Below are 23,749 nucleotides of genomic sequence, written 5' to 3'. Positions count from 1 at the left end.
GCAAATGAAGAGGCGTTTTATGGACATTTTTGCTTAGAATTGTCACATATTGTGTTCTATAAAAGTTGGCACGCATACTGCATTATAGTGTTCGACCCTTCTTAAAGCCGAGGGTCACCTAGCCAACTGACGTTGTTAGTGAATGATATTGTTCACATATTATAGAGGCCAATCGTGCATTACGATTGGCTATTTTTTTGTCTATAGATTTCGTCTGGCCCTTTCTACATCAATCTGCAAAAGTGAATGCAACTGTCACTGTTCCACTCCTTGTTTGTACATGATTGTCAGCACATATTGTCATTTCGTGCTCGACAAACCATACAAAAATCTTTATTACTATGCGCTTTGTTTTCTGGTTGGGGCATTTCAAAACAGTGAATGGATGGTTAATAGTGATATTCTACTGGTCCATAATTGATTGATTTAATGTTCAAAGTTGCTTTAACAACTGGATTAAATAATAAGAAATAGAGGTTGTATGAACCATGTAATTTCAGTAGGCCCATTTGAATCTTTTCTCATTGCTTTGTGCGTTTTGTTTGTTGGTCACCTAGTAAACGCTAAAGTGTCAGTGTTAAGAAAGTACAATATCCCAGAGCCGATCGTTGGTGGTGTCGTTATTGCGACAATCATTATGGCCTTACACTTTAATGGAGTAGATATAAACTTCGGGCTGCCGCTCGCCAATACCTTCATGTTGATGTTTTTTGCATCTGTAGGCCTTGCCGCTAACTATAAGCAGTTAGTGAAAGGAGGAGCAAAGGTCTTTGTATTCCTCGCGGTCGCGACAGTGTATATCATCATTCAAGATGGTGTAGGCGTTACATTGGCAAACGCTCTAGGGTTAAACCCGATGTTAGGTTTGATGGCAGGTTCCATCACTTTGTCTGGTGGGCATGGGACGGGTGCGGCTTGGGCTCAAACATTTGCTCAGCAATATGGTCTACCAAACACCTTAGGTATTGCTATGGCTTCAGCGACCTTCGGACTCGTTATAGGTGGCATTATCGGTAGCCCAATTGCGCAAAAGCTTATCAATAAAAATGGGCTCACGTCCGACTACGGCGCTTCTGATCATACTCATGATAAGTTCCCAGAGATCGTTACCTATAACGAAAATGAGGAAGATCGCGTTACTGCCAAGAAAGTGATAGAAGGCGTCTTTGTATTGCTAATCTGCGTCACTGGTGCGCAGTATCTGCAACACTTCGTCAATTCATTTCATGTACGCTGGTTAATGATCCCAGACTTTGTTTATGCACTTTTCATTGGTGTGTTTATTACCAATGTCTCTGAGATTGTTAGAGTTCGTAAAGTGGATGCAGAAGTTGTCGATATACTTGGCACAGTATCGTTGTCTCTGTTTCTTGCTATGGCTTTGATGAGCTTAAAGCTATGGAATATCTTCAGCTTGGCATTGCCGTTACTGATCATTCTTGTTATTCAGTCGGTGATTATGGGCTTTTTCGCGTATTTCGTGACATATAGAGTGATGGGATCTAACTACGATGCTGCAGTAATCTCAGGAGGGCATTGTGGATTCGGTCTTGGCGCTACGCCAACTGCGGTTATGAATATGGGGTCTTTGGTCAATAGGTTTGGCCCGTCACCTCAGGCTTTCTTAGTTGTTCCAATTGTCGGTGCATTTTTTATTGACATCATGAACTTGATTGTATTGCAGGGTTACATCTCTTTTATTCACTAACTCAATTCACGGAGAGCAACTCTGCTCTCCGTAATTCACCTTCTTTATAACACTTCTCTAAAAAACTAAGTACGCTACGCCAGTTATCACAGGCAATGTAATCAGAGTTCTTAAGATGAAAATAACAAACAGCTCGAAAGCATTGACCGGGATTTTGCTTCCAAGCAGTAGTGCGCCTACTTCAGACATGTAAATCAGCTGAGTTACAGACATAGCAGCAATAATGAATCGAGTCATGTCGCTAGTGATAGGGGTAACCAAAATAGATGGAATGAACATGTCAGCGAAACCAACAACAATGGTTTTTGATGCTGCAACCGCTTCAGGAACACCTAGCAATTTCAACAATGGAATAAACGGTTGGCCCAGTACGCTAAATATTGAAGTGTTTTCGGCAATCACAAGAGCAATCGTACCAAGTGCCATTACAACAGGCAGTACACCGAAAATCATGTCGATAGCGTTGCCGCAGCCTTCTTTCGCGACCTGCTTGAATGAAGTCACTTTTGAAGCTTTTTGTAGTGCTAACTCCATACCCCATGAAAAGCTACTATGGCCTTCAGGTAAAGCATCTGCATCTTCATCTCTTGTTGTGCCATCGATAAAAGTATCTTTTTTATTGCTCAGTGGCGGTAGACGAGGAATGATGATGGCGGCAACAACACCAGCAAGGCAGACAGCACCATAAAATGGTACGAACAAGTGCTCTAAGTTAACTTGAGCAATCACAACTAAGCTGAAGGTAATAGATACGGCAGAGAAAGTCGTGCCGACAACCGCTGCTTCACGTTGAGTATATACCTTATTCTCGTATTGTTTACTTGTTAGTAATATCCCAACGCTGCCATCACCCAACCAAGAAGTCATACAGTCGATTGCGCTACGTCCCGGAAGGTTAAACAATGGACGCATGACTTTACTAAGTAGCGCGCCGAAAAGTTCTAGCAAGCCAAAGTTAAGTAGTAGTGGCAGCAATAACCCTGCAAATAGAAACACAGCAAATAGAGTCGGTAAAAGATCGTGTAATACCAAACCGCCAGTGTTTTCGTTCCAAACGGCTTCTGGGCCAACTTGATAAAACGTCATGATGACTGCTGCACCACCAATCAGTCTCACAGCCATCCATACTGGTGTCGGGTTCAGTAGGTTATTCAGAAATGAATTGTTAATCACGAAAGAAGGCTTGAACAATTTCGTTAATATTGAAGCCAACGAGGTGAACGCGATAACAGCGGTAGTAATCGCTACAATGCTATCGCCGAGGAGGGTTTTAACAAATTTAGCTAACACTGCGACAGGAATCGTTAATTGACCTGCATAGTGTATTGGCAGCATAAATAGGAAAATGCCAAGCAGTGATGGGATCAGAAATACCCAGAAGCTGTTCTTAGCTAGATTCCGTTCGAGAGTTTGAGTGCTTTCTTGCATGAAAATTCCTATTGCTATTAAGCCGGTTTTTAGGCCGCTGATTGCAGAAAAATATGATTTCAGAAATATTAACTTTCTTCATTAATAAATGCAATATTATTCACTAAAAATGAATTGTTATTAATTATTGAGATGATTAAGAACCATGTTGATAAAATTGCTAGTATATTAATGAGTTATCAAAGCGCACTCCGTTATACATTAATGTTTCATGTTTGTAACTAAGTTTTTATTAACTAGTTAAAGAGTCTGGATGTTGGATAGAAGTTAGTTGTTTATGTTGTTCAAAAGATGTTCGATGACGGCCTTAGTTCGAGGACTCTGGGAGCTTTCTTTTGTGTAGACAATATATGAGTTTTGATTCTCATCTAGAGTGCTGCATGAATACTGCACTAGCAATCTACGTAAGTTACCTTGGCGCACATCGTATTCTGCTTGTGCCTTTGGAATAACGCATACCCCCCCGCCACTAACGCAAACTTTGTGTCCAACACTCGTACTCACGTAGGTAAACCAAGCATCTGAAGTGTTATACGTTTCAGTTTCCCCTCCGTCTCTATGGTCAAAACTCCATGTAGCATGTTTATTTGAGCGCTTTAGGCCGAGTATGTCGTGGTTCTGTAAGTCTTTTGGTGAGGTAATAGGTGGCTTGCCTTGCAAATACTCTGGGCTGGCTACACACCAAAACTCTGGATAGTTAAGCGGTCTCATGATCAAAGAGGAATCTTTCGGCTTAGTCACGCAAATATAAATATCGTGCTCTGCCAAGTATGGATCGACATAACCCGCTTCAAAAGTGGTTGATATATGTAGCTTGGGCCACATCTGATGCAATTTGGCCATACAGGGAGCAATGTAGTTTTCTGATATCCAATGCGGTGCACTGATTTTCACCAAGCCACTAATTTCTTGGTGGCGATTGAATACGGCACTTTCCATCAAGTCGATCTGTGAACAGATCTCTAAGCCTCTTTCATAGACAATTCGGCCTTCTTCTGTGAGCGCTAACTTTCTCGTATGACGGGTGAAAAGAGGAGAGTTCAGATCTTTTTCTAGTTGCTGTATATGTCTAGATACGGTTGAAGTCGCACAGTTCAGTTGATCTGCGGCAGCAGAAAAGCCTCCACATTCGACAACAGAAATTAAGTAGGGTAGTGATTCAATAGATAACATTTTGAGTCCTAGTATTGTATTTTGATTCGAACATGGCTGTTGTTTGTTGAAATCGATATATTGGTGACGCCCACACCACTTTGGTTGGCCTTAACCTATGCTAAACCTTTTTTATGTTAGCTAATACCCTAACAAGTGGCGACTCTATCGGTTACAGTACACCAAGTTGATTAAGTAAATCGTATGGTTTCCTGTTAGGAACATTCCCTTATTTTATTTAATTTTTCTTGTCAATTATTGACTTGTTTTTTATGGCAATAATTTTCATTTTTCTGACTTTTTTGTCAATTAACTGACCGTTATCCTCATCCGACCACTAAAAATTGGTGATAGTATTCTGTTCCAACAAAGACGTGTGACACTCGTCACTAATACCACTTTTATTTACTACTTTTTGAGTGATACGAACATGAATATGAAAAAGCTAACTAAATGCATCGCCTTAGCCGCAAGTTTATCGGCTGCAGGTATTTCTTCTGCCTATGCGGGTAATAGCTATTTTGAAGGTGCTACCGGTATGGCACTTCATGACAGCAATTACTACAACACGTCGTCAACCACTGCTTCTGGAACTGATGCTGTATCGGCTTATCGTTTTGCATATGGTTATGTTAGTGATGTAAAAAATAAAGTCTCAGGTGGTTTAGAGTTTAGCTATAACTATTTAGGGGAAGCCACTTATAACACTAAATCATATGGCTTAGTAAATGAGAAAACATATGCTTGGGCTTTAGCTGGCGTAGTAAACTACGATTTAAGTAAAAATTGGACTGTGTTTGGTAAGGCAGGTATGGCTCTTCTCACCACAGACACGTCCTACGATCAAACAGTATCAATAAATAATCAATATTACGATGCTGACAATGCTGATTTTGCGCCGCTCGTTGGTGCTGGTATCCGCTATAATATTACCGACCAACTTGGTATCGATGCTACAGTAACTCATTATGTTGGTGACTCGTCAATATCAACGTCAGATGTTGAAGCAGCAGTACCTTCAGTTACTACTATGATGGTAGGTGTGCGCTACGCATATAAATAATATCTAGAAACACCAAATAAAGCCCTTATAAGTATTTTCTTATAAGGGCTTTATTATTTCTAATATTTGTAGAAACTATACTTTCCTATTCTTTAATTCCAGATTTTAAATCATCTTAGATCTAACTGTTTGTTTTAACATGGTTCATTTGATTGTTGCAAAACGTGCAACCGATTTTTTTAATTAATCTGTGTTTAAAGTACTGCCTAAGAAATAAATTAAAACACGTCCATTGAGTCCTAATTTATTTCCTATCAAATAGGTGAGTGCTATGAATAACTTAAAACCAGAGAGCTGCAATTCTCTGCTATTTACACCAGCCAATCGACCTGAGAGATTTGAAAAACCTGCTAGCAACAAGAATGCACAAATGGTAGTGCTTGACTTAGAAGATGCAGTGTCCCTCAGATATAAAGATCAAGCGCGAGAAATACTGATTGATTATTTGCAACGAAATAACAGTATTCCAGCTGACCACCCAATGATTACCGCAGTTCGCATCAACGCTATCAGCACTCAGGCTGGTCTGAAAGATATTGTCTGTCTTGTGCGAGAGAAAGTTGTTCCAGATGTCATATTCTTGCCAAAGGTGCAAAACGTTCAAGAAGTAGAGCTTTATTCCGAACTACTCAATTTAGGTAGAGAGAAGCATGTGCAGTTTATCGCAGCTATCGAAACTGCTGTTGGTCTTGAAAATGCACATGAAATTGCCTCTCACCAAGATGTTGTAGCAATTGGCTTTGGCGGCGCAGATCTGGCAGCCGATTTAGGTGTTGAGCTCGATTTTGAAAACACAGCCGTATATAGAGCTCGAGTTGTTCAAGCTGCCAAATATGCCGGTAAAGTAGCGTGGGATGTCCCTTATCTAGATTTTAAAGATGAAAAAGGGCTGCGCAAAGAAACTCAACAAATTAAAGCGATGGGGTTCAACGGAAAAATTGCGATTCACCCTGCGCAGCTAGAGCCAATTAACCAAGTCTTTTTCCCTTCTGAAGAAGAAATTGATGAGGCAAAAGAAATCCTTATCACCTTCAAACAAGCAAACGGTTCTGCATGCCAATACAAAGGCAAAATGCTTGATGTACCCGTTGTAAAGAAAAGCCAAGCCATTCTCGAGAAAGTCGGTTGCGAATACTAGGAGCAGATTATGAATAACGTCAATACAGAAGTCACCAGAGATCAAGAGCTATACCAAGAAAAGCTGATGTCGGCAGACGAAGCAGTGCGCAAATTCTTGCCTGATGCTCATTTCGTAACTTTTGGTTGCTACGCGGGCACTCCTGTTTCCGTGAGTAAAGCATACGCAGAAGCAGCCAAAGATGGCTTGTTTACCCACCCTATTGAAACATATTTGTTTAGAAGCTCAGCTGAAGTCGTGAGCTACTTTAACGACCCGGAAGTATTAAAAACTATCCACTTGCAACTGCCATTTATGGGCGGCGAGATAGGCACGCTGTTAAAAACAGCGAGAAACCACCTGGGTAAGGTTCAATACCCAGAGTATATTCCCGGTCACTTTAGTCATATGGAATCTGGCTTCCTTACTCAAGAAGGCGATCCTGATGTACACATGCTCCAAGTTTCACCAATGGATGAACACGGTTATTTCAGTTTTGGTCTAGATGGAAGCTTTTCTATTCCTGCAGCGCGTCGAGCAAAACGACTAATCGTTGAAGTGAATGAAAAAATGCCTCGCACCTTTGGTGATGGAATCCTGCACGTGAGTGAAGTCGATGCCATTGTTGAACATACAAGCGATCTTTTGGTTCTACCCAATAAACCAGCGAAAGAAACCGATCATGCAATTGCAGAGCACATCATCAACTACATTCCAGATGGCGCATGTATTCAACTCGGTATCGGTGGAGTGCCGGATGCAGTAGGCAAATTCCTACTGAACAAGAACGACCTAGGCATTCATACCGAGCTACTTTGTAGTTCTCAGATCGACTTGATCAGAAACGGCAATGTGACAAACAAGATGAAGAACCTACATCGATTCCATACGGTATTTAATGTCTCGATGTTGCCAAGCCAAGAATACTATGACGTGTTAGATAACAACCCTTCCATGCTTTGTTATCCCGCTTCTTATGTTAACGACGCCAGTGTTATTGAGAAGATCGACAACATGGTTTCAATTAACTCATTTGTTGAAATTGACTTGTTTGGTCAGGTGGCTTCTGAGTCAGTGGCGTGGAAACAGATCACAGGTACAGGCGGTCAAGTTGACTTTGTTCGTGGTGCAAGTAACTCCCGTGGTGGGAAAAGTTTCCTAGCTGCTGCATCTACTGCTAAAGGTGGTCAGCTCTCGAAAATTGTGCCGCGCCTCAACAATATTGTGACTACAGCCAGAACAGATGTTCAACATGTGGTTACCGAATTCGGCTGCGCCAACTTAGCCGGAATGTCCAATAGTCAACGTGCGAAAACGCTAATCAGTCTAGCCCATCCAAGCTTTAGAGATGACTTAACCGAACAAGCAAAAGCAATGGGTCTAATTAAATAAGGGGTAAAGCCATGTTTAGTGCATACGCAAAAATTGAAGAAAATACTTATCGTGAAACGTTTGGATTGGATTTCGAGCAGTTTGAACCAGGTCAGGTGTTTCGTCACCGTCCCGGCATAACTATAAGCCAACAAGACAACGTGGACGAAGCTACTGACACCATGAATTCTGCTCAGCTTCACTACGATCATCACTACGCCTCTCAAACTGAATGGGGGCAGTGCCTAGGTGTGAGCACCATGACACTGCAAAAAGTAATCGGCAGTAGCTGGAAAACGTTTGCTCGTAAAGATCGTATCGTTGAATTCACGAACATAGCAATGACTCGGCCAGTTTTTGGTGGCGACACATTGTATGCAGAGAGCGAAATTCTGTCCGTAGATACAACAGGCGACTCTGAGTGCGGACTAGTCACAGTGCAAACGCGCGGGGTAAACCAAAAGGGTGAAGTGGTAACGAAAGTAAACTACAACATCCGTATCTATAAACAAGGTCACCACCCTTATTTCGGTCAAGCTGAGCTTAACTGCGACCTAACAGATGCTAAGTTTTCTGCTTATAAGCTAGAGGAGGACGGCGCACTAAAAGAAACCGTCGGCATCTACTTTGAAGATTTATTGCCCGGTGAAACATATCAGCACGCTGCCTACAAGATTGTTCGTCCAGAAGAAGCTGTAGAGCACGCACAGCGTTCGATGGAATGGAACCCAAAATACGTTGATCCAAGCTATTACAACGAGTACTTCCCAGATCAAGGTAAAGATGGAAACTGTCCAGTTACCGAAGCGTATTGGATGGGAGCTATGACAGCTTGTACGACAAGAGCTTTAGGTCGTGTCGTGGCTAACTTAGCTTGGAAAGACATGAAGCTAAATCGCGAGTTGTTCCCTGGTGAGAAACTATCGGTAACGTCGGAGATTATCGACAAACGCGAATCAAATTCTCGCCCTGATCAAGGCATTGTGACAGTAGTAACTCGAGCTTTTGATAAAGATGAAAACGAAGTGCTGTCATTTACTCGAACTTTACTGGTGTACCGCAAAGGCAAAGGCCCTTACGACAAAGCTGGTTACTAACAAACAACACAAATGAATGAAGGCAAGTGCAGATAGCACTTGCCGTAAGGTGCAAGTTATGAAAAAACAAATGACAGTAATTGAATATGTATTGGGCCAAATAAAAGAGTTAGGAGTAACTGACGCGTTTGGTGTACCCGGTGATTTCGTCTATCCAGTTTGCGATGCTGTAATGGATGATGAGCAAATTCGATGGATAGGTTGTTCAAATGAACTCAATGCCAGCTATGCTGCGGATGGTTATGCGCGTACTAGAGGAGCAAGTGTTCTGGTGACCACATACGGTGCGGGCGAGCTATGTACATTTGGAGGATTAGCAGGTGCACACGCAGAAAATTCAAAAGTCATTGCGCTAGCGGGCATGCCGGGCCTGCGAGAACAAGATGGAAAATCGCGTTATCACCATATGGTGGGGGATACAGAGCCTCGTTACGAAGTGTTTGTGGATATGATTCGTCCATTGACCGCGGGAGAAAACAGTGCAGTTGTTATCACACCTGAAAACTGTGTTTATGAAACTCAACGAGTTTTAGCCGCAATGAAGTACTACTCGAAACCAATATATATGGCATTTCCTCGTGATGTTCCAAACCAGCCTGTCGTATTCCCAGAACATGAGAAAAAAGTGCCATTGGCGAACGTGAAAAGTAACCAAGCAACGTTGCTCAAAGTGGTCAATGAGATTTTTGTCCGACTTAACAACGCTAAACAAACCTGCGTATTACCGGGTTATACGCTTCGTCGTTATGGGCTTGTTGACTCCGCCTTAGGCTTCATCGAAAAAACCGGTTTGCCATTTGCCCTACCAAATCAAGATCGTGGCGTTCTACCCATGCAACACCCAAATTATATTGGCGGTTACGATGGTCATTGGACTGGTTGGGCCGATCCAGCGGTTACTGACTGGGTAGAAGAGTGTGACTGTATCGTTGCTCTAGCAACAGAAAATCACGACTTTAATAATGGCTTTCATACGTTAGGTTTCGACAGAAGTGCTTTGATTAAAATTAATCCTCATAGCACGCTAATTGGCGATCAAGTGTTTGAGAATGTTGAAATGGCTGATGTGCTTGCTCACTTAACCGAAGCATTTAAAGAGGGGATTGCTCAAGGTTGTCCTGAACTGGCTTCTGGAGAAGTAGCAATAGGGTTACCAACGGGTAAACCTGATGATGTTATTGATTACGAGCCACTCTATGAAAGGCTTCAACAATTTATTAAGAAAGATGACATTGTAGTTTCAGACACAGCTATGGCGTCAATGTGTTTTTCTGCCCGAGCAAATCTGCCTGAAGGGGTTGAGCTTGAAGCGCAAACCGCTTGGGGAGCTATAGGTTGGGGAACCGCAGCACTATTAGGCAACTGTATTGCTGAACCAGATCGTCGCTGCATTATTGTGTGCGGAGAAGGTGGGCACCAAATGACGGCCACTGAGATGGGCACATTCGAGCGCTATGGCGTGAAACCGATATACATTGTGGTTAACAATGGTGGTTACTTTTTTGAAAGAATTACTAACCGTTTCCCTGATGAAGATTATAACGATTTGGCAAATTGGAATTATCCAGAACTCCCTAAAGCTTTTGGCTGCAACTGGCTATCCCGCCAAGTCACTAACCTCGGAGAGTTAGACGAAGCTCTTGGAATGGCTAGTGAAGCAGATACTGGTGTTTACATTGAAGTCATTGTGCCAGCAGATCAGCTTGCACAAGGTGCCGATTTTGTTTTTAGAGCTACGGGTCAACATTTCGAGCAGGACGGAAGAACTTGGGAAACGAGAAAGAGTACTACCAACCGTAAATAAAATAGCAGTGCGCCTGCATTGTGAATAGTACGATGAGATTAGCACCCTATCTTCAAACAAGATGATAGGGTGTTTTATTTTGTCGATATAAGCCTAGTGGCATAAAAAGTTTAATGTTCGTCAAGTTTAGCTTAATCCATATTGTGCAAATCATTTATGTCGTGAATACACTTACATTAAGTGTGTAATTGTCAGTTGCGAACAATGAAAAATAACAAAAAAACGAGATCGACATTTGTTCTTATGTCTGCATCTTTTCTTGTCTTTGCTGTCGCCGTAGCGATTATTCGCCATGAACGTGTGGTCGAGCAGCGAGAGCTTTCAAGTACTCAATCCACGAACCATCAAACAGCAGGCTCAGTCTTGACCCAGACGTTTGGTATCGAGTCTTCCAAACCTTTTATCCTTCCGGTACCGAATAAGGATACTAGCGCAAATATAGGCGATGTTGACCTCTCAACCAATATGGCGTCGGGGCAATACAAAGACGCAGAGGCTATTGGCACAGTGAAGTTGGATATCAATACGGTATTGCCCCTTGGAGTTAGTCAAGAGCAAGCTTATTCAGCTATTGTGATTGTGTCTAATGGCAGTGAGGGTGACAGCTACTACCTGTGTAGTTTCCGCTATGACCATGAGAGTGAGTTTATGGAGCTCATTGATAGTGAATGGTTGGGGTATGACCTTGCTATTGATACTGTGGAAGCAAATGCCGACTTAATTCACTTGGAAGTCACTGGTGGGGCTGTACCATCAAAGTCGACCGCGAATTCCCATTCATTTATTGTGATGGTTTCTGAGTTCTACCAACTTAACACCCTTAAAATTCGTCCACACGAATAGTAAATGTAGCCCGTAGTTTAATGGTACTTAGTGGTATAGGTAGCTAGTATTGTTTACTTTTAACTCGCTTTAGAGTCGTTAAACTATTGACATACAAGGTTTGTATTGTAGAACGCAATCAAATTGCCTATTATCTACTCTGAATTAACATATGACATAGTTCACATATATTGACTTGTAGGGAGTATTAGGATGATCAGTAAGCGTTACTTTAAAACGAAAAATGAAGTAGAGGTCACTTTTGAAATACCAGCAGAAGAGGTTGGCCGTTCAATTTCTTTAGTTGCAGACTTTTTGGATTGGCAACCTGTTGAGATGAAAAAAGTGGCTAAAACAAAATCGTTTAAATACAAAACTCGCTTACCAAAAAATGGACAGTTTGAGTTTCGCTATTTAGTTGATGAAGAGAAATGGTTGAATGACCCACAAGCGGATTTGTATAAGCCAAATGGAATGGGTGAAGACAATGGTTTAGTGTCCACTCACCAATAATAATATTTGGTAACATGTCTAAGTGTAGGCATTCCTATTGTAAAAAGGCGCTTGGCGCCTTTTTGCGTCTTTGTTCTTATAACCTTTATCTATGCATAAACCTTTATCTAGCGAGCGCTTTCAATAGATAGGGGGTGACTTTTTATGCATAAACACTTAATCTTTGCTGCTTATTGTGTCGTTAATATTGGGAAGTCTTGTGGTACCTAGGTCGTTTGCTGAACGTTTCGCTACATTTTCAAAACAGAAAAAGATATTTATTGCCAGTTTACCAATCGTAGCTGGAGTAGTGTTTACCTCTTTAAATCAAAACCTGTCCCACGTTTCAGTTTCTGTTACCGTTCCTAGCGTAAGCTACCCAGAACCCTCTTCCGCAGCTCCTGCAACACCAATTGATATTCCCGACTATGAATATGTGATTAAGTCGGGCGATAGCCTCAGTGTGATATTTGAAAAACTCGGTTTTTCTTATAAAGAGATGATGAAGATAATGGAGACCGATTTAAACTACTTGAAACTCGACACTCTAAAACCAGGGGATACCTTAAAGTTCTGGCGCTCAGACGATCATAAGTTTTTGCAAAAAATGGAACTGCAGTTCAGCTTGGCAGAGCGAGCACTATACTCACGTTTAGACGATGGCAGTTATAGCTATGACGACGTGACGGTGCCGGGTGTTTGGAAAGATTATGCGATTACGGGCACAATCCAAGGTAGCTTCTCTAAATCTGTAAATGCTCTAGGCATAGGCAACAATGAAATAGAACAGATAGTTTCTGTTTTAGGCGACAAAATCAATTTTACGCGTGATTTAAGGGCGGGCGATAAATTCGAGGTTGTCGAAGCTCGTCAATTTGTTGATGGTAAAGCAACCGGAAACAAAGAAATACAGGCGATTAAGGTATTCAATCGTGGGCAAGTGATTACCGCTTACTTGTATAAAGATGGTCAGTATTACGATAAAGATGGTCGCAGTTTAGAGCGTGCGTTCCAACGTAAACCGTTCGTTGGTCGTTATCGTATGAGCTCGTCGTTTGATCCTAAACGTCGTCATCCTGTGACTGGAAGAATCGCACCTCACAATGGCACCGATTGGGCGCTACCAACGGGCACTTCCATCGTTTCTACTGGCGATGGCATAGTTACATTGGTCCGCAATCACCCTTATGCTGGTAAGTATGTGGTTATTCAACATGGTAATAACTACAAAACACGCTATTTGCATTTGAGTAAAATACTGGTGAAACGTGGACAGAGAGTAAAAAGAGGGCAGAAAATAGCCTTATCAGGAAGGACAGGCCGTGTTACTGGGCCTCACATTCATTATGAGTTGATTGTTAAAGGTCGCCCTGTTAATGCAGTTACCGCTAAAATCCCGATGGCACACTCAGTTCCTAAGTCAGAGATGAAGGACTTCATTGCGCAGCGCAATCGCTTGGACGCTTTGCTCAATCAGAAACAGCTTCAGTTGGCTTCAAATAGCAGTCCGAATGCAAAAAGTTAATTGCGGTTAGCCATTAATGACTTTCAGCTTATTGATGCTTTTTTGCATTATTTGAGCAATCATGTCCTCTGTGGTCTTAGGTGGCGAGTAGTAATAGCCCTGTATCTGCTTGCAACCCATCGAGTAAAGCTTTTCTAGCGTTTCTTGTTCTTCGACGCCTTCAGCAACTAAGTCAACGTTTAGCTGCTGAGCGAGTTGGATAATAAGCCAGACAACCCTTTCTGATGTTTCGTTATTGTGCATATTGCGGACAAAAGTTGCGTCGATTTTGATACAGTCAATCGGGTAGCTGTGAATATAATTTAAGCTCGAATAACCTGTACCAAAGTCATCTAGTGCGACTCGGAAGCCAAGAGAGCGTAACTTAGCCAATATCTCTTCTACTTGATCGGTTTTGGTCAGTAGCACTGTCTCTGTTAACTCAATGGTAAATTCTTGTGGTACGAAACCGTACCGCTTTATTGTTTCTGTTAAGTGTTGCAAATAGCGGTCAGAGTCATTCATTTGATTCGCAGAGCAATTCAAGCTATACATCACTTTGTGCCCAAGCTCTGCTTCCATTTGCTGTTTGGATTGGCAGGCAAGCTCAACAATTCTCTCGCCAAGGTCAATAATAAGGCCAGATTCTTCAGCGGCAGCGATAAACTCGACAGGTGGAATACCTCCTAACGACTCGCTTTTCCATCTGGCTAATACTTCAAAATGCTCCCATTTTTGCGCGTGCCTTTTAACTATTGGCTGTATCGCTACATAAATGTCATTGTTTGATGCAATAGGTTTTTCCAACACATTTCTTAGAGCATCAATCACCATTGTGCGGCGGTAATATTGCGCGCTAAGTTGAGTGTCGTAGCAGCAAGCTCGGCTAGTAGAAGATTGCTTGGCTGACTTAAGAGCAAGACTGGCGTTAAGGATCAGTTGATCGGGTGTATTGTTTTTTTCTGTATTGCGTGCGAGGCCGAAACTCACACTAAGCCGAATGTTTCTTGATGAGTCTGTAAACCCAGCTTGTAACTGTTTGTTAATATTTGTACAGACTTCTAGTGGGTCATTTGAAAAGGTGATGAATGCATATTCGTCACCAGCGATACGAAATACTAAGTGGGATTCTGGCACTGTCTGCACGACGACTTTAGCTACGTATTTGATGATCTGGTCACCGATATAGTTGCCATGGACATCGTTTAAGTGGGTGAAGTTATCGATATCCAAGTACGCCAAAGTAAAGAAATCGAGCGGAGAACTTGTTAGCGCTTCAAGTTTATCTGACAAGCAGCTACGATTCATTAGCCCAGTTAAATTGTCATGGGACACTTCGTAACTTAGTTGATTGACCAGAAAATCTGAGCGCTCAATCAGCCATTTCATACGTAATCCATGTACAACTACATTGGCTAGTATTTGGTGATAGCGAATGACCTCTTCTGCATCAATGAGCTGGTGTTGAAATTTAGAGGATAAGATACCCAATACTTCACCAGAGCTTGCACGCAGTGGAATGCCAAGATAGGCCATAATATTATTTTTCGTAATACTGATATCGTAAGGAAAATTATTCTTGAGATTGGAAGGGTAAAGGAAGAAAAGCTGCTCGGACTTCACGACGTGCTCACAAGGTGTTCCTTGAAGTTGATAAGACTCTTCAAAGTACGCTTCGTCTTTGCAACAGCAAGATAAAGTCCGAGCGTTATAGTGCAGCTTATCAATTTCGACGATGCCGGTACTAAAGGTCTTAAAGTGCTTGTGCAGAACTTTAGTCACTTCGTCCAACAACGGCTTTCCTTCTAAGAGGAGTATATTATTTATCGTTCCAAAATTGATAATATCGCTGCTAACCTTAATTTTACTAGCCATAGTGGTTAACTCACGTTGGTGTGAACTTGATTCCAATCCGTTCACGTTATTTATAATTTTATATATACCATATTAATATGGTATATATTGCATATATTTCAATCGTAATTGGTATGTATGAGCGAATATGAATCAAATCCCTTATTGATTCATATGGTTAGTGAATTGTTTTTTATTGGTACTATTTTGCTAGCACTTTTTTGCTACATTTTCGGGTTTTCTTTTATCCTTTCTTTTAAATAAGTTAGAAACAAGTGAGTGCGAGTGTGCTTGTAGTCCAGTTTGGGGTAATAGGCATAGACAGTTGCTTCATCTGCGGTGATATCAGGTAGAACTCTCGTCAGTATTCCTTGTTTTAGCTCTTCTTGGATCATCATATCGGCAGACAACAAAATACCGAGCCCATGCTTGGCAGCGTAGAATATGGCCTCTGGGTTGGTGGTAAAGAAGTTGCCGGATAGCATGATTCTTTTACCCTGAGACAGCCTTATCTCACGTTGCGGGCGCTCTCCCCATATCAATACATTGTGCTCTTGTAGCTCTTCAACAGAAGTGGGACTCCCAAACTTTTCAATATATTTTGGGGAGGCATAAAAGCCCGCTTTGTGATCGTATAGAGGTGTAGCGATAAAGCTCAATGAGTTAATTTGTTCTAGCTCTCGGCTAATAATGACATCTAGGCTTAGTTCTGGCAGTTGACCCGGAGTGGTTGTCGTTAGTTGAATTCTAATATCTGGATACTTAAGCAAAAAATCATTCAGATACTGAACGAGAAACTTAGAGCCGACAGAAAGGGTTGCGCCTATCTTTAGAAGTCCGACAGGCGTTTGGTTGACAGAGCGAGTTTCATCGACGACCGACTGCCAGCCATCTAGTTGGTCTTTTGCCCGCTGGTAAAATAGGGCACCAGCCTCAGTTTGAGTGACTGATCGGGTAGTGCGTTTTAAGAGCTGCGCTCCAATTCTATCTTCTAGCCAATGAATTCTTTTGCTAACGGCCGAGCTGGTTGTGTTGAGCTTTCTCGCAGCCCCGTTAAAGCTTTTTTCTTCGACCACTTTCAAATAGGTCTGAACACTTTGAATCCAATCCATATATCACTCTATTAGTTCTTATTTGGAAATAATTTGTTTCCAAAATGATTCATTATCATTCATTGGTTAACAATATAAACTGTTTTTATGAAAAGAGAACAGCAAAATAGTTTTAATAAAACCCCTTTACTCCTTGCGATGATGATTATCGCAACGGGGCAGGTTGGTGTGAGTATTTACTTACCTTCATTACCTTTGATTAGCGATACATTATCGATAACACAGTCAGATACACAGCTACTTGTTACGGTATTTTTGGTCTGTTTTGGGGGCTCACAGCTATTTTATGGGCCATTATCAGATGCGATTGGTAGAAAGCCAGTATTTATGCTTGGTCAAGGTGTTTACCTACTAGGAACAGTATTGTGTGTGCTATTTGTCGATAATTTTCACTGGCTGGTGGTTGGACGCATACTACAAGGGTTGGGGGCTGGTAGTGCATCGGTGTTAGGCCGCAGCGTTTTAAGTGATAGTTATGAAGGGCCTCATTTAACACGATCAATGACTTACCTAGCAATGACCGCGTCCATTGTTCCGGTACTCTCTCCAGCATTAGGCGGGTGGATAGCATTTCATATCGGCTGGCAGTCGGTGTTCAGCTTCGTTCTCATCTATTTACTGGTCATGTTTTTGTTAGGCTCAATACTGTTACCAGAAACGCTTCCTTACGCGAAAAAACGCTTCGACTCTGGAGCAGTAATTTCTAACTATTGGCGATTATGTCGAGACCCACAGGTGATTTCGAGTGCTAGCTATAATTGGCTCACGTATTTAGCTTCGGTAGTGTCAGTGTCGGTGTTTCCATTTTTACTGCAAAAACAGTTAGGTATTTCTGTCGAACAGTATGGTATGTACATGATCATTCCTTCAGCTGGTCTTATGTTCGGAAGCACGATGTTGAATGTTGTGAGCCGCCACTTCTCCACTAGGTTGCTTCTATCATTCTCTATCACCCTAATCGCTTTCTCAGGGGTATGGCTAATTCTGACACCTATGTCACTGGTTAATTTGATAGGCGCATTCACTCTTCTAACCGTCGCACAAGGTTTATCATTCCCTCTTTCGATTAGCATGTTGCTTGCACCTCACAAACGTCAAGCTGGCGCGGTCTCTGCGTTGACGGGCGCTGTACAAATGGGGGTAGCAGGTATCGCTGGTGGATACATTGTTAAATGGTGGGTCTCCAGTCAATCAACGGTAGGCGCATTCTATTTGCTAATCAGTGTCGTAATGGCTGCTGTTTTGATTAAAACACTTGGTGGGGTGAAACAGTTTGAATCCACTAATTCGGTAGTCGTTTCCAAATAGTCTATACCCAAGCATCTTGGGGTCACTTGGGTATAAGGTAGAGACTAAGACGCGTGGCCTTGCGATATAAGGAAATAAATATCAAATGGTTCGATTAGGTCAACACGTCCCAGAGTGGCTTAGCAAAAGTTTTATTAACCGCCCCAAATAACGAGGCAGATGCTCGCACTGATAGCCTTTATATTAGGCACCCTTCTTTTCTACTTCACCCGTGTTTGGGTTAATGAATAGCGGAGTGGAATGAGGCGTACCACTAAAATCAAACATCCCTTGCAGAGAGTGAGAGAAATGATCGGCAGTATGCTTGCCTAGCTCTCCTAATCTCCAATTGTGTTCAATAAAGCGTAGTATTGAGCCTTGGTCTAACATTGAGTTATCTACGTAGTTGCGCTTAGCCCAAGGTGAAATAAGCAAAAATGGCAGTCTAGGCCCATAGCCTATTCCATTCATTTCTTTGGGTTTGTTGGGTGGTGTAACGTGATCATACCAACCATCGTTGTAGCTCCATACGATCATTACCGCTGTAGACTTCCACTGATGTGATTGCATGACTTTGTTCAGTGTGCTTGCCACAAACCGCTGTTCATCTTTCGGTGATGAAACCCCAACTCGACCACTTTGTCCCGTAATTGGAGAAACAAAGCTGACGGACGGTAAGCTGCCATGCCTCAGTGCTTTCCAAAACTCACTGATATCGTATTGGTGATGCGCTCGATCAGAGTGTCCAACCATTGCGAGAGAAGACGGCGCTAGATGATGTGGATTTGCGGTCGATTTAAAATACTGAAATGGATCGCTAATCGGTTGATAATCTTCAATTAGGGAACCTTGCGAATTCAAAGAGCGAGTCGACACTTGTGCTTTCCCTGATGATAATCTTGCGGAAGGAGCGAAGCCACCAGCGAAATAACCCCACGTTACGTCATGCTGATTCAACAGGTCACCAATATTTTTTCGTGTATAGCTGACTTTAAAACGCCCTTTACTTGCATCATCGTAAAGAGGCGGGTTGTCTTGAATGAGAGAGTCACGAAAGCTCACACCCGGTGACATTTTCGGTACAACACCTTTGTTGGTTCCTGCGATTAAATCAATCATTCCACCAGCTTCCGTGGTGTAGTTAGAAGCGAAAAGGCGGTCAGCCATGGCATAATGCTGCGCGTAGTTCCACAGTGCTGTGACTGAATTTCCGTCATAGTATCCCATGACAGATTGTGGAAAACAGCCATCATCATTAATGCCACTGGATATGTCGTAATCTCGCCAGATAAACATGTTATTTTTGCCGTGATTATAAGAGCGTTTTTCAGCGTAAACACCATGACCATTATCGCAAGTGGGCTCCTGTGGGGCCATTCGGTACGGATTATTTAGGTTTGGGTTGTGCTCTAACAAGGCTTTTGTGAGCCCATCTACCGTAGGCGTGTTTTTTAGGGCGTGGAAAGCATTTTCACCCGCCGCATTTTTTGCATGCGGGTAAACCCCAAAATAGCGATCAAAGCTTTGATCTTGAAGCACTAGAATCACCAAGTGCTTAATCGGAGTATGTGGCTTTGGCGCTTTAAGTTGCTTGGCTACACTTACGTTTGAGACAAGGATTAAACCCAATGCCGTTGCCAACTTTTTAATAACCGCCATGTTTTCCCGCTCCAAAAAAATCAAATGAATAGTGTCGTGTAAAAGGTTTCCACCACGGATAGACTCCGGCTCCCGCTCTATCGTGCTCAAAATATCCATTTGCAGTTGGCGGCTGATAGTAATTGGTCACAAAGTATTTGCCTGGTCCATCAAGCTTGAGGTTGATACCGTAGTGTGGACCACCTTGTGCTACCATCGCGAGGTAATATCCTTGCCGTTTCCAGCTACTACCTTGCTTAGTAACGATATAGTGTATTTTTAGCCCCGCTATCCATGCTGTTGGCGGGAAACCTTGAGGATTGCCCGGCAGAGCATGAACATCTGTCTCCAAGTGAATATCTGGATGCTTTGGCATGCCTTTCATTTTCGGCGACATGGTGACACCTTGGATAAAGCTAGCACCCACTTTCATTCCGTTAATGCCGATATCTGGGCCAAATACCACATTCATAGCCATCGCTGCGTGAGTGACAAGAGAGAGAAAACCAATAGCTAACAAACGTTTCATGAGTTTTCCTCCTGAATAGAACCATCTTTTGCAACGACAAATGTGTAACTCAAAGCAAAAGGCTTCCACCAAGGAGCAACACCCGTCGCTTTATCGGTATGACGATAAAACCCACCATAATACGGCGACAAGTACTCGACCTTCCATTGATATTTTCCTGGCCCATCGAGTCGGTTTGAAACGCCATACTCAGGCCCTTTTACTGTCAAACGCATAGGTGAACGCAGCTTTGTATGCCAGTCACTGTCCACTTTGTTTACTTGGTAAGTGAGTACGCAATAGGGAATAAAGTCGTTGGTAATAAACCCATTTGGATTCATCGCATTGGCGTTCATGCGACTATACAAAACGTACTGTTTACCCTGAGCACGAATACTGTTGGAAAGGTGCATTCCCGCGAAGTCTTTTGAACCAAGCGTCTCCACCTGTGCAAACGCGCCCCCACTCCATAAATAAATAGCAATAAAAACAAGAAAATATAACCGATTCTTCACTCAATACTCCGAGGGTATTTAAAACAAATTAAACGTTGGAAAAATGCTCCACAGTGTCACTGTAGAGAGAACAAAACATCCTGTCGTGATAACCAATCCGTTAGCCCATCGACGCCAGCAGCTGATGTGATTTTTTCTTATCCAGCGGGCGGCGATAAATAAGTTGAACGCGAGTGAGATCACCACGAAGACTAGCTCAATATTCACCACCAAATGGTGCCCCAGCCACGAATGCAGCGAGCTAAACAAGGTGCTGCCCAGCCCAAGCAAAATGCACAGCATAGCCAAAGGTGCAAACTGGTATCCCAAAATGGTCACACGATGACTTAGAGAAGATGGCTTCTCAGCTTTCAATATGCTTGCACCAATTAGCGACAGGCCACCAAGAATGATCGCCATGACAATTGCAAATAGCAGCATGAATAGTGAAATTGAAAGGAAGTCCAACCAAAGATAGTGCTGGTCGATATACGGATTTTGGTTCATCAGCCAAACAGGGCCCTGAGTGAACACCCCCATCCATTGATGATTCATTGCCCACTCACCAATGAACTGTCTAAATTGCGCGTAAATTGGGCTGGAGCTCCAGATAAAACCAGATATAGCCAACCCCGGAGCAAACCATATAAATGCTAGCTCTGAGCCACACGGTGCATGGTTATCAATTTGTTCAATTTCTATAGCGGGTTGACGCAATTCTAGCGTTAAGCCACCACGTGAGTTTGGCTTGATGCAGCGGGCACATTTAATGCAGTGTCGTGCAGATTGCTTGCTGCGAAGCTCAATACTTGTCGGGCATAGCCCTTGATCTCGATAACCTTCTACGCGCTGATTTTTGTTGGCAGACTCTAAGCTCATGACCCCAAGCCGAGAGAAAACGCCCAATACAGAACCGATGGGGCACAAATGACGACACCACACTCTCCGCGATACTCCTGTTCTCGCACCAAACAACAAGCCACATGCTATCGCCAAGGCAAAGATAATAGAAAACAGCAGAAGAGCCGTTCTTAAATCGTCTCGGACGTCCAATGTCTGCGCCCAAATAGTGACGATTAAAAAGCTCACGGCAGGAGCAAGTGGGTGCTTTACCCACTTTGGCGGATTGAACTTAGCCCCCACTTTGCTCGCCCACTCGCTGAGCGCTCCTAACGGGCATAAAACACCACACCAAAAACGCCCAACAAACAATACAGAGAGCAGTGTTCCGGGATACCACAATCCCCATAAAACCCATTCACTGAACAACTGGCCGTTATTGAGGGGCGTTTGCCAATGAAATTTCGGGTATGACCCAAATAGAGGAGCGATAAGCAGCGCTACCAATGCAACTAGCATCAAAACCTGAATCAACGGAATAAACTTGCGTAGCCGTATGAAAGCTCTCTCTATCATCCACTGATACTTTGATTTTTGTATTGAGTAACTCATGTGTAAGACTCATCAATTGCGCTCATACCCAAACTATCTTTGCTACGTCAGCAACCAGACAATAAGATGGCTTGGGTATGAAAAATGCCGCAGCATTGCAGCTGCGGCATCCAATAATTAGGAAACCACTTCACCAGTGTTAGGGTTTAAGAATAGTTTCGGATCTAGATCTGGCTTCTGGAAGTTAAACATGTTCTCTAACGTTCCTGAGTGCTTATCCATTGAGTGCTTGATGTGGCCAAGCTGCCAATTCTTCTCAATAAAGTGAATAATTGACGCCTGATCAGTCAGAGTATGATCTACATGGTTTTGCTTGGCATAAGGAGAAATGACCAACAGAGGCAAGCGAGGACCATAACCCGCGCGGCCTTCTTCGTTAGCGAAATGATTCTTCGGTGGCATAACATGGTCGTAGTAACCATCCGAATCATCATAAGCGATGATAACCGCAGTATGCTTCCAGCTTGGTAGCTTCTGTAGTCGGTTAATGGTACGTACTAGGAACTTCTGCTCATCCAGTGGGTTCGAGTATCCAGCGTGAGCATCTTCAACACCTTTGGCTTTAAGGAAACTCACAGCTGGCAAATGACCACTGTCCGCGGCTTTCCAGAATGTTTTCAAACTGTACTGATGGTTCGCTCTATCAGTCTTGCCTACCATTGCGATGCTACTAGGTGCGAGGTGATGAGGGTTAGATGTAGATTTGTAATACTGGAACGGTTCGTGATGAGGAATATAGTCCTTCTTCTGCCCACCAAATATGTTTGTGCTGACGCTATCACAACGTGCAATACCTGATTTAGTTCGGCTTGATGGGTCAAACCCACCTTCAAACCAACCCCAAGTCACGCCCTTGTCATTCAATAGGTTGCCAATATTCTGACCTTTGATATAAACCAAACCACCATCTTTCGCTGCGTCTTGCTCACCTGCTTTGGCTTGAGCTGGGCTCTTGTATGAACAGTCATCAAAACGTGGGTCGACATCGCCAACAAGGTTACCGTTTACGATATCTGGCGCATCTGTTGGAAATGCTTTACCGGTCGTACCAGCAACTAGGTTGAGCGCTCCCGGAGTCGACGGCCCAAAAATGGTGCCGTAAGAGTTGTCATTTAAAGAGAAGTGCTGAGCATAATTCCACAATGCGGTCACTGTATTTCCGTCGTAATACCCCATCACTTCATGCTGGCACTCTTTAGAGCTTTTGTTACCAGTTGCGCTAACAAATTGATTCACAAGCCCACCATTGTAAGCTTCTTGCTCTGCTTCATATTCGTGGTCTTGGTCGCAAGGCTCTTTATCTCGCGCAAGCAAAAACGGATTCACTCGATTAGGGTTATGATGTAGCAGCTCAGGGGTTAAGCCATTTACTGGTGGCGTATCTGGTTTCGCATGGAACGCCGGCTCACCTTTTGGATTCGTTGCATGAGGATAAGTGCCAAAATAATGATCAAACGAAATATTTTCATCAAAAATAACAACGATATGCTCTATTGGCGTTTTCGTTTTATCTTGAGATGGGGTATGTATCGCTGATGCCTGCTCAGTTTTAGTCTCTTTCGCGTGATCACTGTTTGAGTTCGCTTGTAGGTAAGAGCAGCCACCAGCCATAGAGATGATTGAAAAGGCAAGGGATGCCGCTACGAGCGTCGGCTTAAATTTCCTAGTCATAATAGATCCTAGCTATTTACTTCCAAATAAATGGCAACCATTTCAGCTGCCAATGAGTGCTCGCCAGCATAAATTTGAATTGTGGAAGATTTATGACCTTTTCATGACGCCAATTTTTGTACTTCAACCCATTCATCGAACTGACAAAAAAAGAAAATTATCTTATAAAACAATG

At 42.8% G+C, this 23,749-nt stretch carries 19 protein-coding genes; 10 read left to right on the top strand and 9 right to left on the bottom strand.

Features of this window, described 5'->3' with window-relative positions; translation table 11 throughout:
- Positions 1–481 precede the first annotated feature (481 nt).
- Positions 482–1,708 carry a sodium/glutamate symporter gene (gene gltS, locus L7A31_RS06265; protein WP_237360636.1) on the top strand — a complete coding sequence of 409 codons (1,227 nt, stop codon included), beginning with the start codon at positions 482–484 and terminating at the stop codon, positions 1,706–1,708.
- A gap of 57 nt (positions 1,709–1,765) precedes the next feature.
- Here the strand turns inward: gltS and L7A31_RS06260 are convergent, their stop codons facing one another.
- Complete coding sequence (locus L7A31_RS06260; protein ID WP_237360635.1) at positions 1,766–3,136, bottom strand: YjiH family protein; 1,371 nt, start codon at positions 3,134–3,136, stop codon at positions 1,766–1,768.
- Between the two features lie 267 nt (positions 3,137–3,403).
- On the bottom strand, positions 3,404–4,309 hold the full coding sequence (locus L7A31_RS06255; RefSeq protein WP_237360634.1) for a LysR family transcriptional regulator: 906 nt from the start codon (positions 4,307–4,309) through the stop codon (positions 3,404–3,406).
- Positions 4,310–4,724: 415 nt separating this feature from the next.
- Here L7A31_RS06255 and L7A31_RS06250 point away from each other — a divergent pair, with 415 nt between their 5' ends.
- The 8 genes from L7A31_RS06250 to shyA all read left to right on the top strand — a co-directional run bounded on the left by L7A31_RS06250 (position 4,725) and on the right by shyA (position 13,579).
- A complete protein-coding gene (locus tag L7A31_RS06250) occupies positions 4,725–5,351 on the top strand; it encodes an outer membrane protein (RefSeq protein ID WP_237360633.1) in 627 nt (208 codons plus the stop codon).
- Between the two features lie 271 nt (positions 5,352–5,622).
- Positions 5,623–6,489 (top strand): HpcH/HpaI aldolase/citrate lyase family protein, encoded by an 867-nt coding sequence (locus L7A31_RS06245; protein ID WP_237360632.1) that lies wholly within the window; start codon positions 5,623–5,625, stop codon positions 6,487–6,489.
- 9 nt (positions 6,490–6,498) lie between these two features.
- On the top strand, positions 6,499–7,860 hold the full coding sequence (locus tag L7A31_RS06240) for an acetyl-CoA hydrolase/transferase family protein (protein ID WP_237360631.1): 1,362 nt from the start codon (positions 6,499–6,501) through the stop codon (positions 7,858–7,860).
- An 11-nt stretch (positions 7,861–7,871) separates the two neighbouring features.
- Positions 7,872–8,936, top strand: coding sequence for a MaoC/PaaZ C-terminal domain-containing protein (locus L7A31_RS06235; protein ID WP_237360630.1), 1,065 nt, complete (start codon positions 7,872–7,874; stop codon positions 8,934–8,936).
- A gap of 58 nt (positions 8,937–8,994) precedes the next feature.
- Entirely contained in the window at positions 8,995–10,740 is a 1,746-nt protein-coding gene (locus tag L7A31_RS06230; RefSeq protein ID WP_237360629.1) for an alpha-keto acid decarboxylase family protein, read from the top strand.
- A gap of 204 nt (positions 10,741–10,944) precedes the next feature.
- Entirely contained in the window at positions 10,945–11,583 is a 639-nt protein-coding gene (locus L7A31_RS06225) for a hypothetical protein (protein WP_237360628.1), read from the top strand.
- Between the two features lie 192 nt (positions 11,584–11,775).
- Positions 11,776–12,075: an isoamylase early set domain-containing protein gene (locus tag L7A31_RS06220; protein ID WP_237360627.1), complete on the top strand. Its 300-nt coding sequence runs from the start codon at positions 11,776–11,778 to the stop codon at positions 12,073–12,075.
- Between the two features lie 199 nt (positions 12,076–12,274).
- Positions 12,275–13,579, top strand: a complete 1,305-nt coding sequence (gene shyA, locus L7A31_RS06215) for a peptidoglycan DD-endopeptidase ShyA (RefSeq protein WP_237360626.1) — start codon at positions 12,275–12,277, stop codon at positions 13,577–13,579.
- Positions 13,580–13,585: 6 nt separating this feature from the next.
- On the opposite strand, the gene L7A31_RS06210 is transcribed toward shyA, so the two are convergent.
- Positions 13,586–15,433, bottom strand: a complete 1,848-nt coding sequence (locus L7A31_RS06210) for a putative bifunctional diguanylate cyclase/phosphodiesterase (RefSeq protein WP_237360625.1) — start codon at positions 15,431–15,433, stop codon at positions 13,586–13,588.
- Positions 15,434–15,636: 203 nt separating this feature from the next.
- Positions 15,637–16,524 carry a LysR family transcriptional regulator gene (locus L7A31_RS06205; protein WP_237360624.1) on the bottom strand — a complete coding sequence of 296 codons (888 nt, stop codon included), beginning with the start codon at positions 16,522–16,524 and terminating at the stop codon, positions 15,637–15,639.
- An 87-nt stretch (positions 16,525–16,611) separates the two neighbouring features.
- On the opposite strand from L7A31_RS06205, the gene L7A31_RS06200 reads away from it, so the two are divergent.
- The gene (locus tag L7A31_RS06200) at positions 16,612–17,832 is read left to right on the top strand and encodes a multidrug effflux MFS transporter (protein WP_237360623.1); all 1,221 of its coding nucleotides are present in this window, start codon (positions 16,612–16,614) and stop codon (positions 17,830–17,832) included.
- A gap of 183 nt (positions 17,833–18,015) precedes the next feature.
- Here the strand turns inward: L7A31_RS06200 and L7A31_RS06195 are convergent, their stop codons facing one another.
- The 5 genes from L7A31_RS06195 to L7A31_RS06175 form a co-directional block, all read right to left on the bottom strand.
- Positions 18,016–19,470 (bottom strand): alkaline phosphatase family protein, encoded by a 1,455-nt coding sequence (locus L7A31_RS06195; protein ID WP_237360622.1) that lies wholly within the window; start codon positions 19,468–19,470, stop codon positions 18,016–18,018.
- Entirely contained in the window at positions 19,457–19,978 is a 522-nt protein-coding gene (locus tag L7A31_RS06190; RefSeq protein ID WP_237360621.1) for an iron transporter, read from the bottom strand. Before L7A31_RS06190 ends, L7A31_RS06195 begins: the two co-directional genes overlap by 14 nt.
- Positions 19,975–20,472, bottom strand: coding sequence for an iron transporter (locus L7A31_RS06185; RefSeq protein ID WP_237360620.1), 498 nt, complete (start codon positions 20,470–20,472; stop codon positions 19,975–19,977). The genes L7A31_RS06190 and L7A31_RS06185 overlap by 4 nt, the downstream gene beginning before the upstream one ends.
- An 18-nt stretch (positions 20,473–20,490) precedes the next feature.
- A complete protein-coding gene (locus tag L7A31_RS06180) occupies positions 20,491–21,903 on the bottom strand; it encodes a 4Fe-4S binding protein (RefSeq protein ID WP_237360619.1) in 1,413 nt (470 codons plus the stop codon).
- A gap of 117 nt (positions 21,904–22,020) precedes the next feature.
- Entirely contained in the window at positions 22,021–23,574 is a 1,554-nt protein-coding gene (locus tag L7A31_RS06175) for an alkaline phosphatase family protein (protein ID WP_237360618.1), read from the bottom strand.
- Positions 23,575–23,749 lie beyond the last annotated feature (175 nt).

It is taken from the genome of Vibrio marisflavi CECT 7928 (assembly GCF_921294215.1).
In the GTDB taxonomy this organism is placed as follows: domain Bacteria; phylum Pseudomonadota; class Gammaproteobacteria; order Enterobacterales; family Vibrionaceae; genus Vibrio; species Vibrio marisflavi.
The sequence above is the reverse complement of the archived record's forward strand: the minus strand, read 5'-3'. Positions and strand labels throughout refer to the sequence as shown.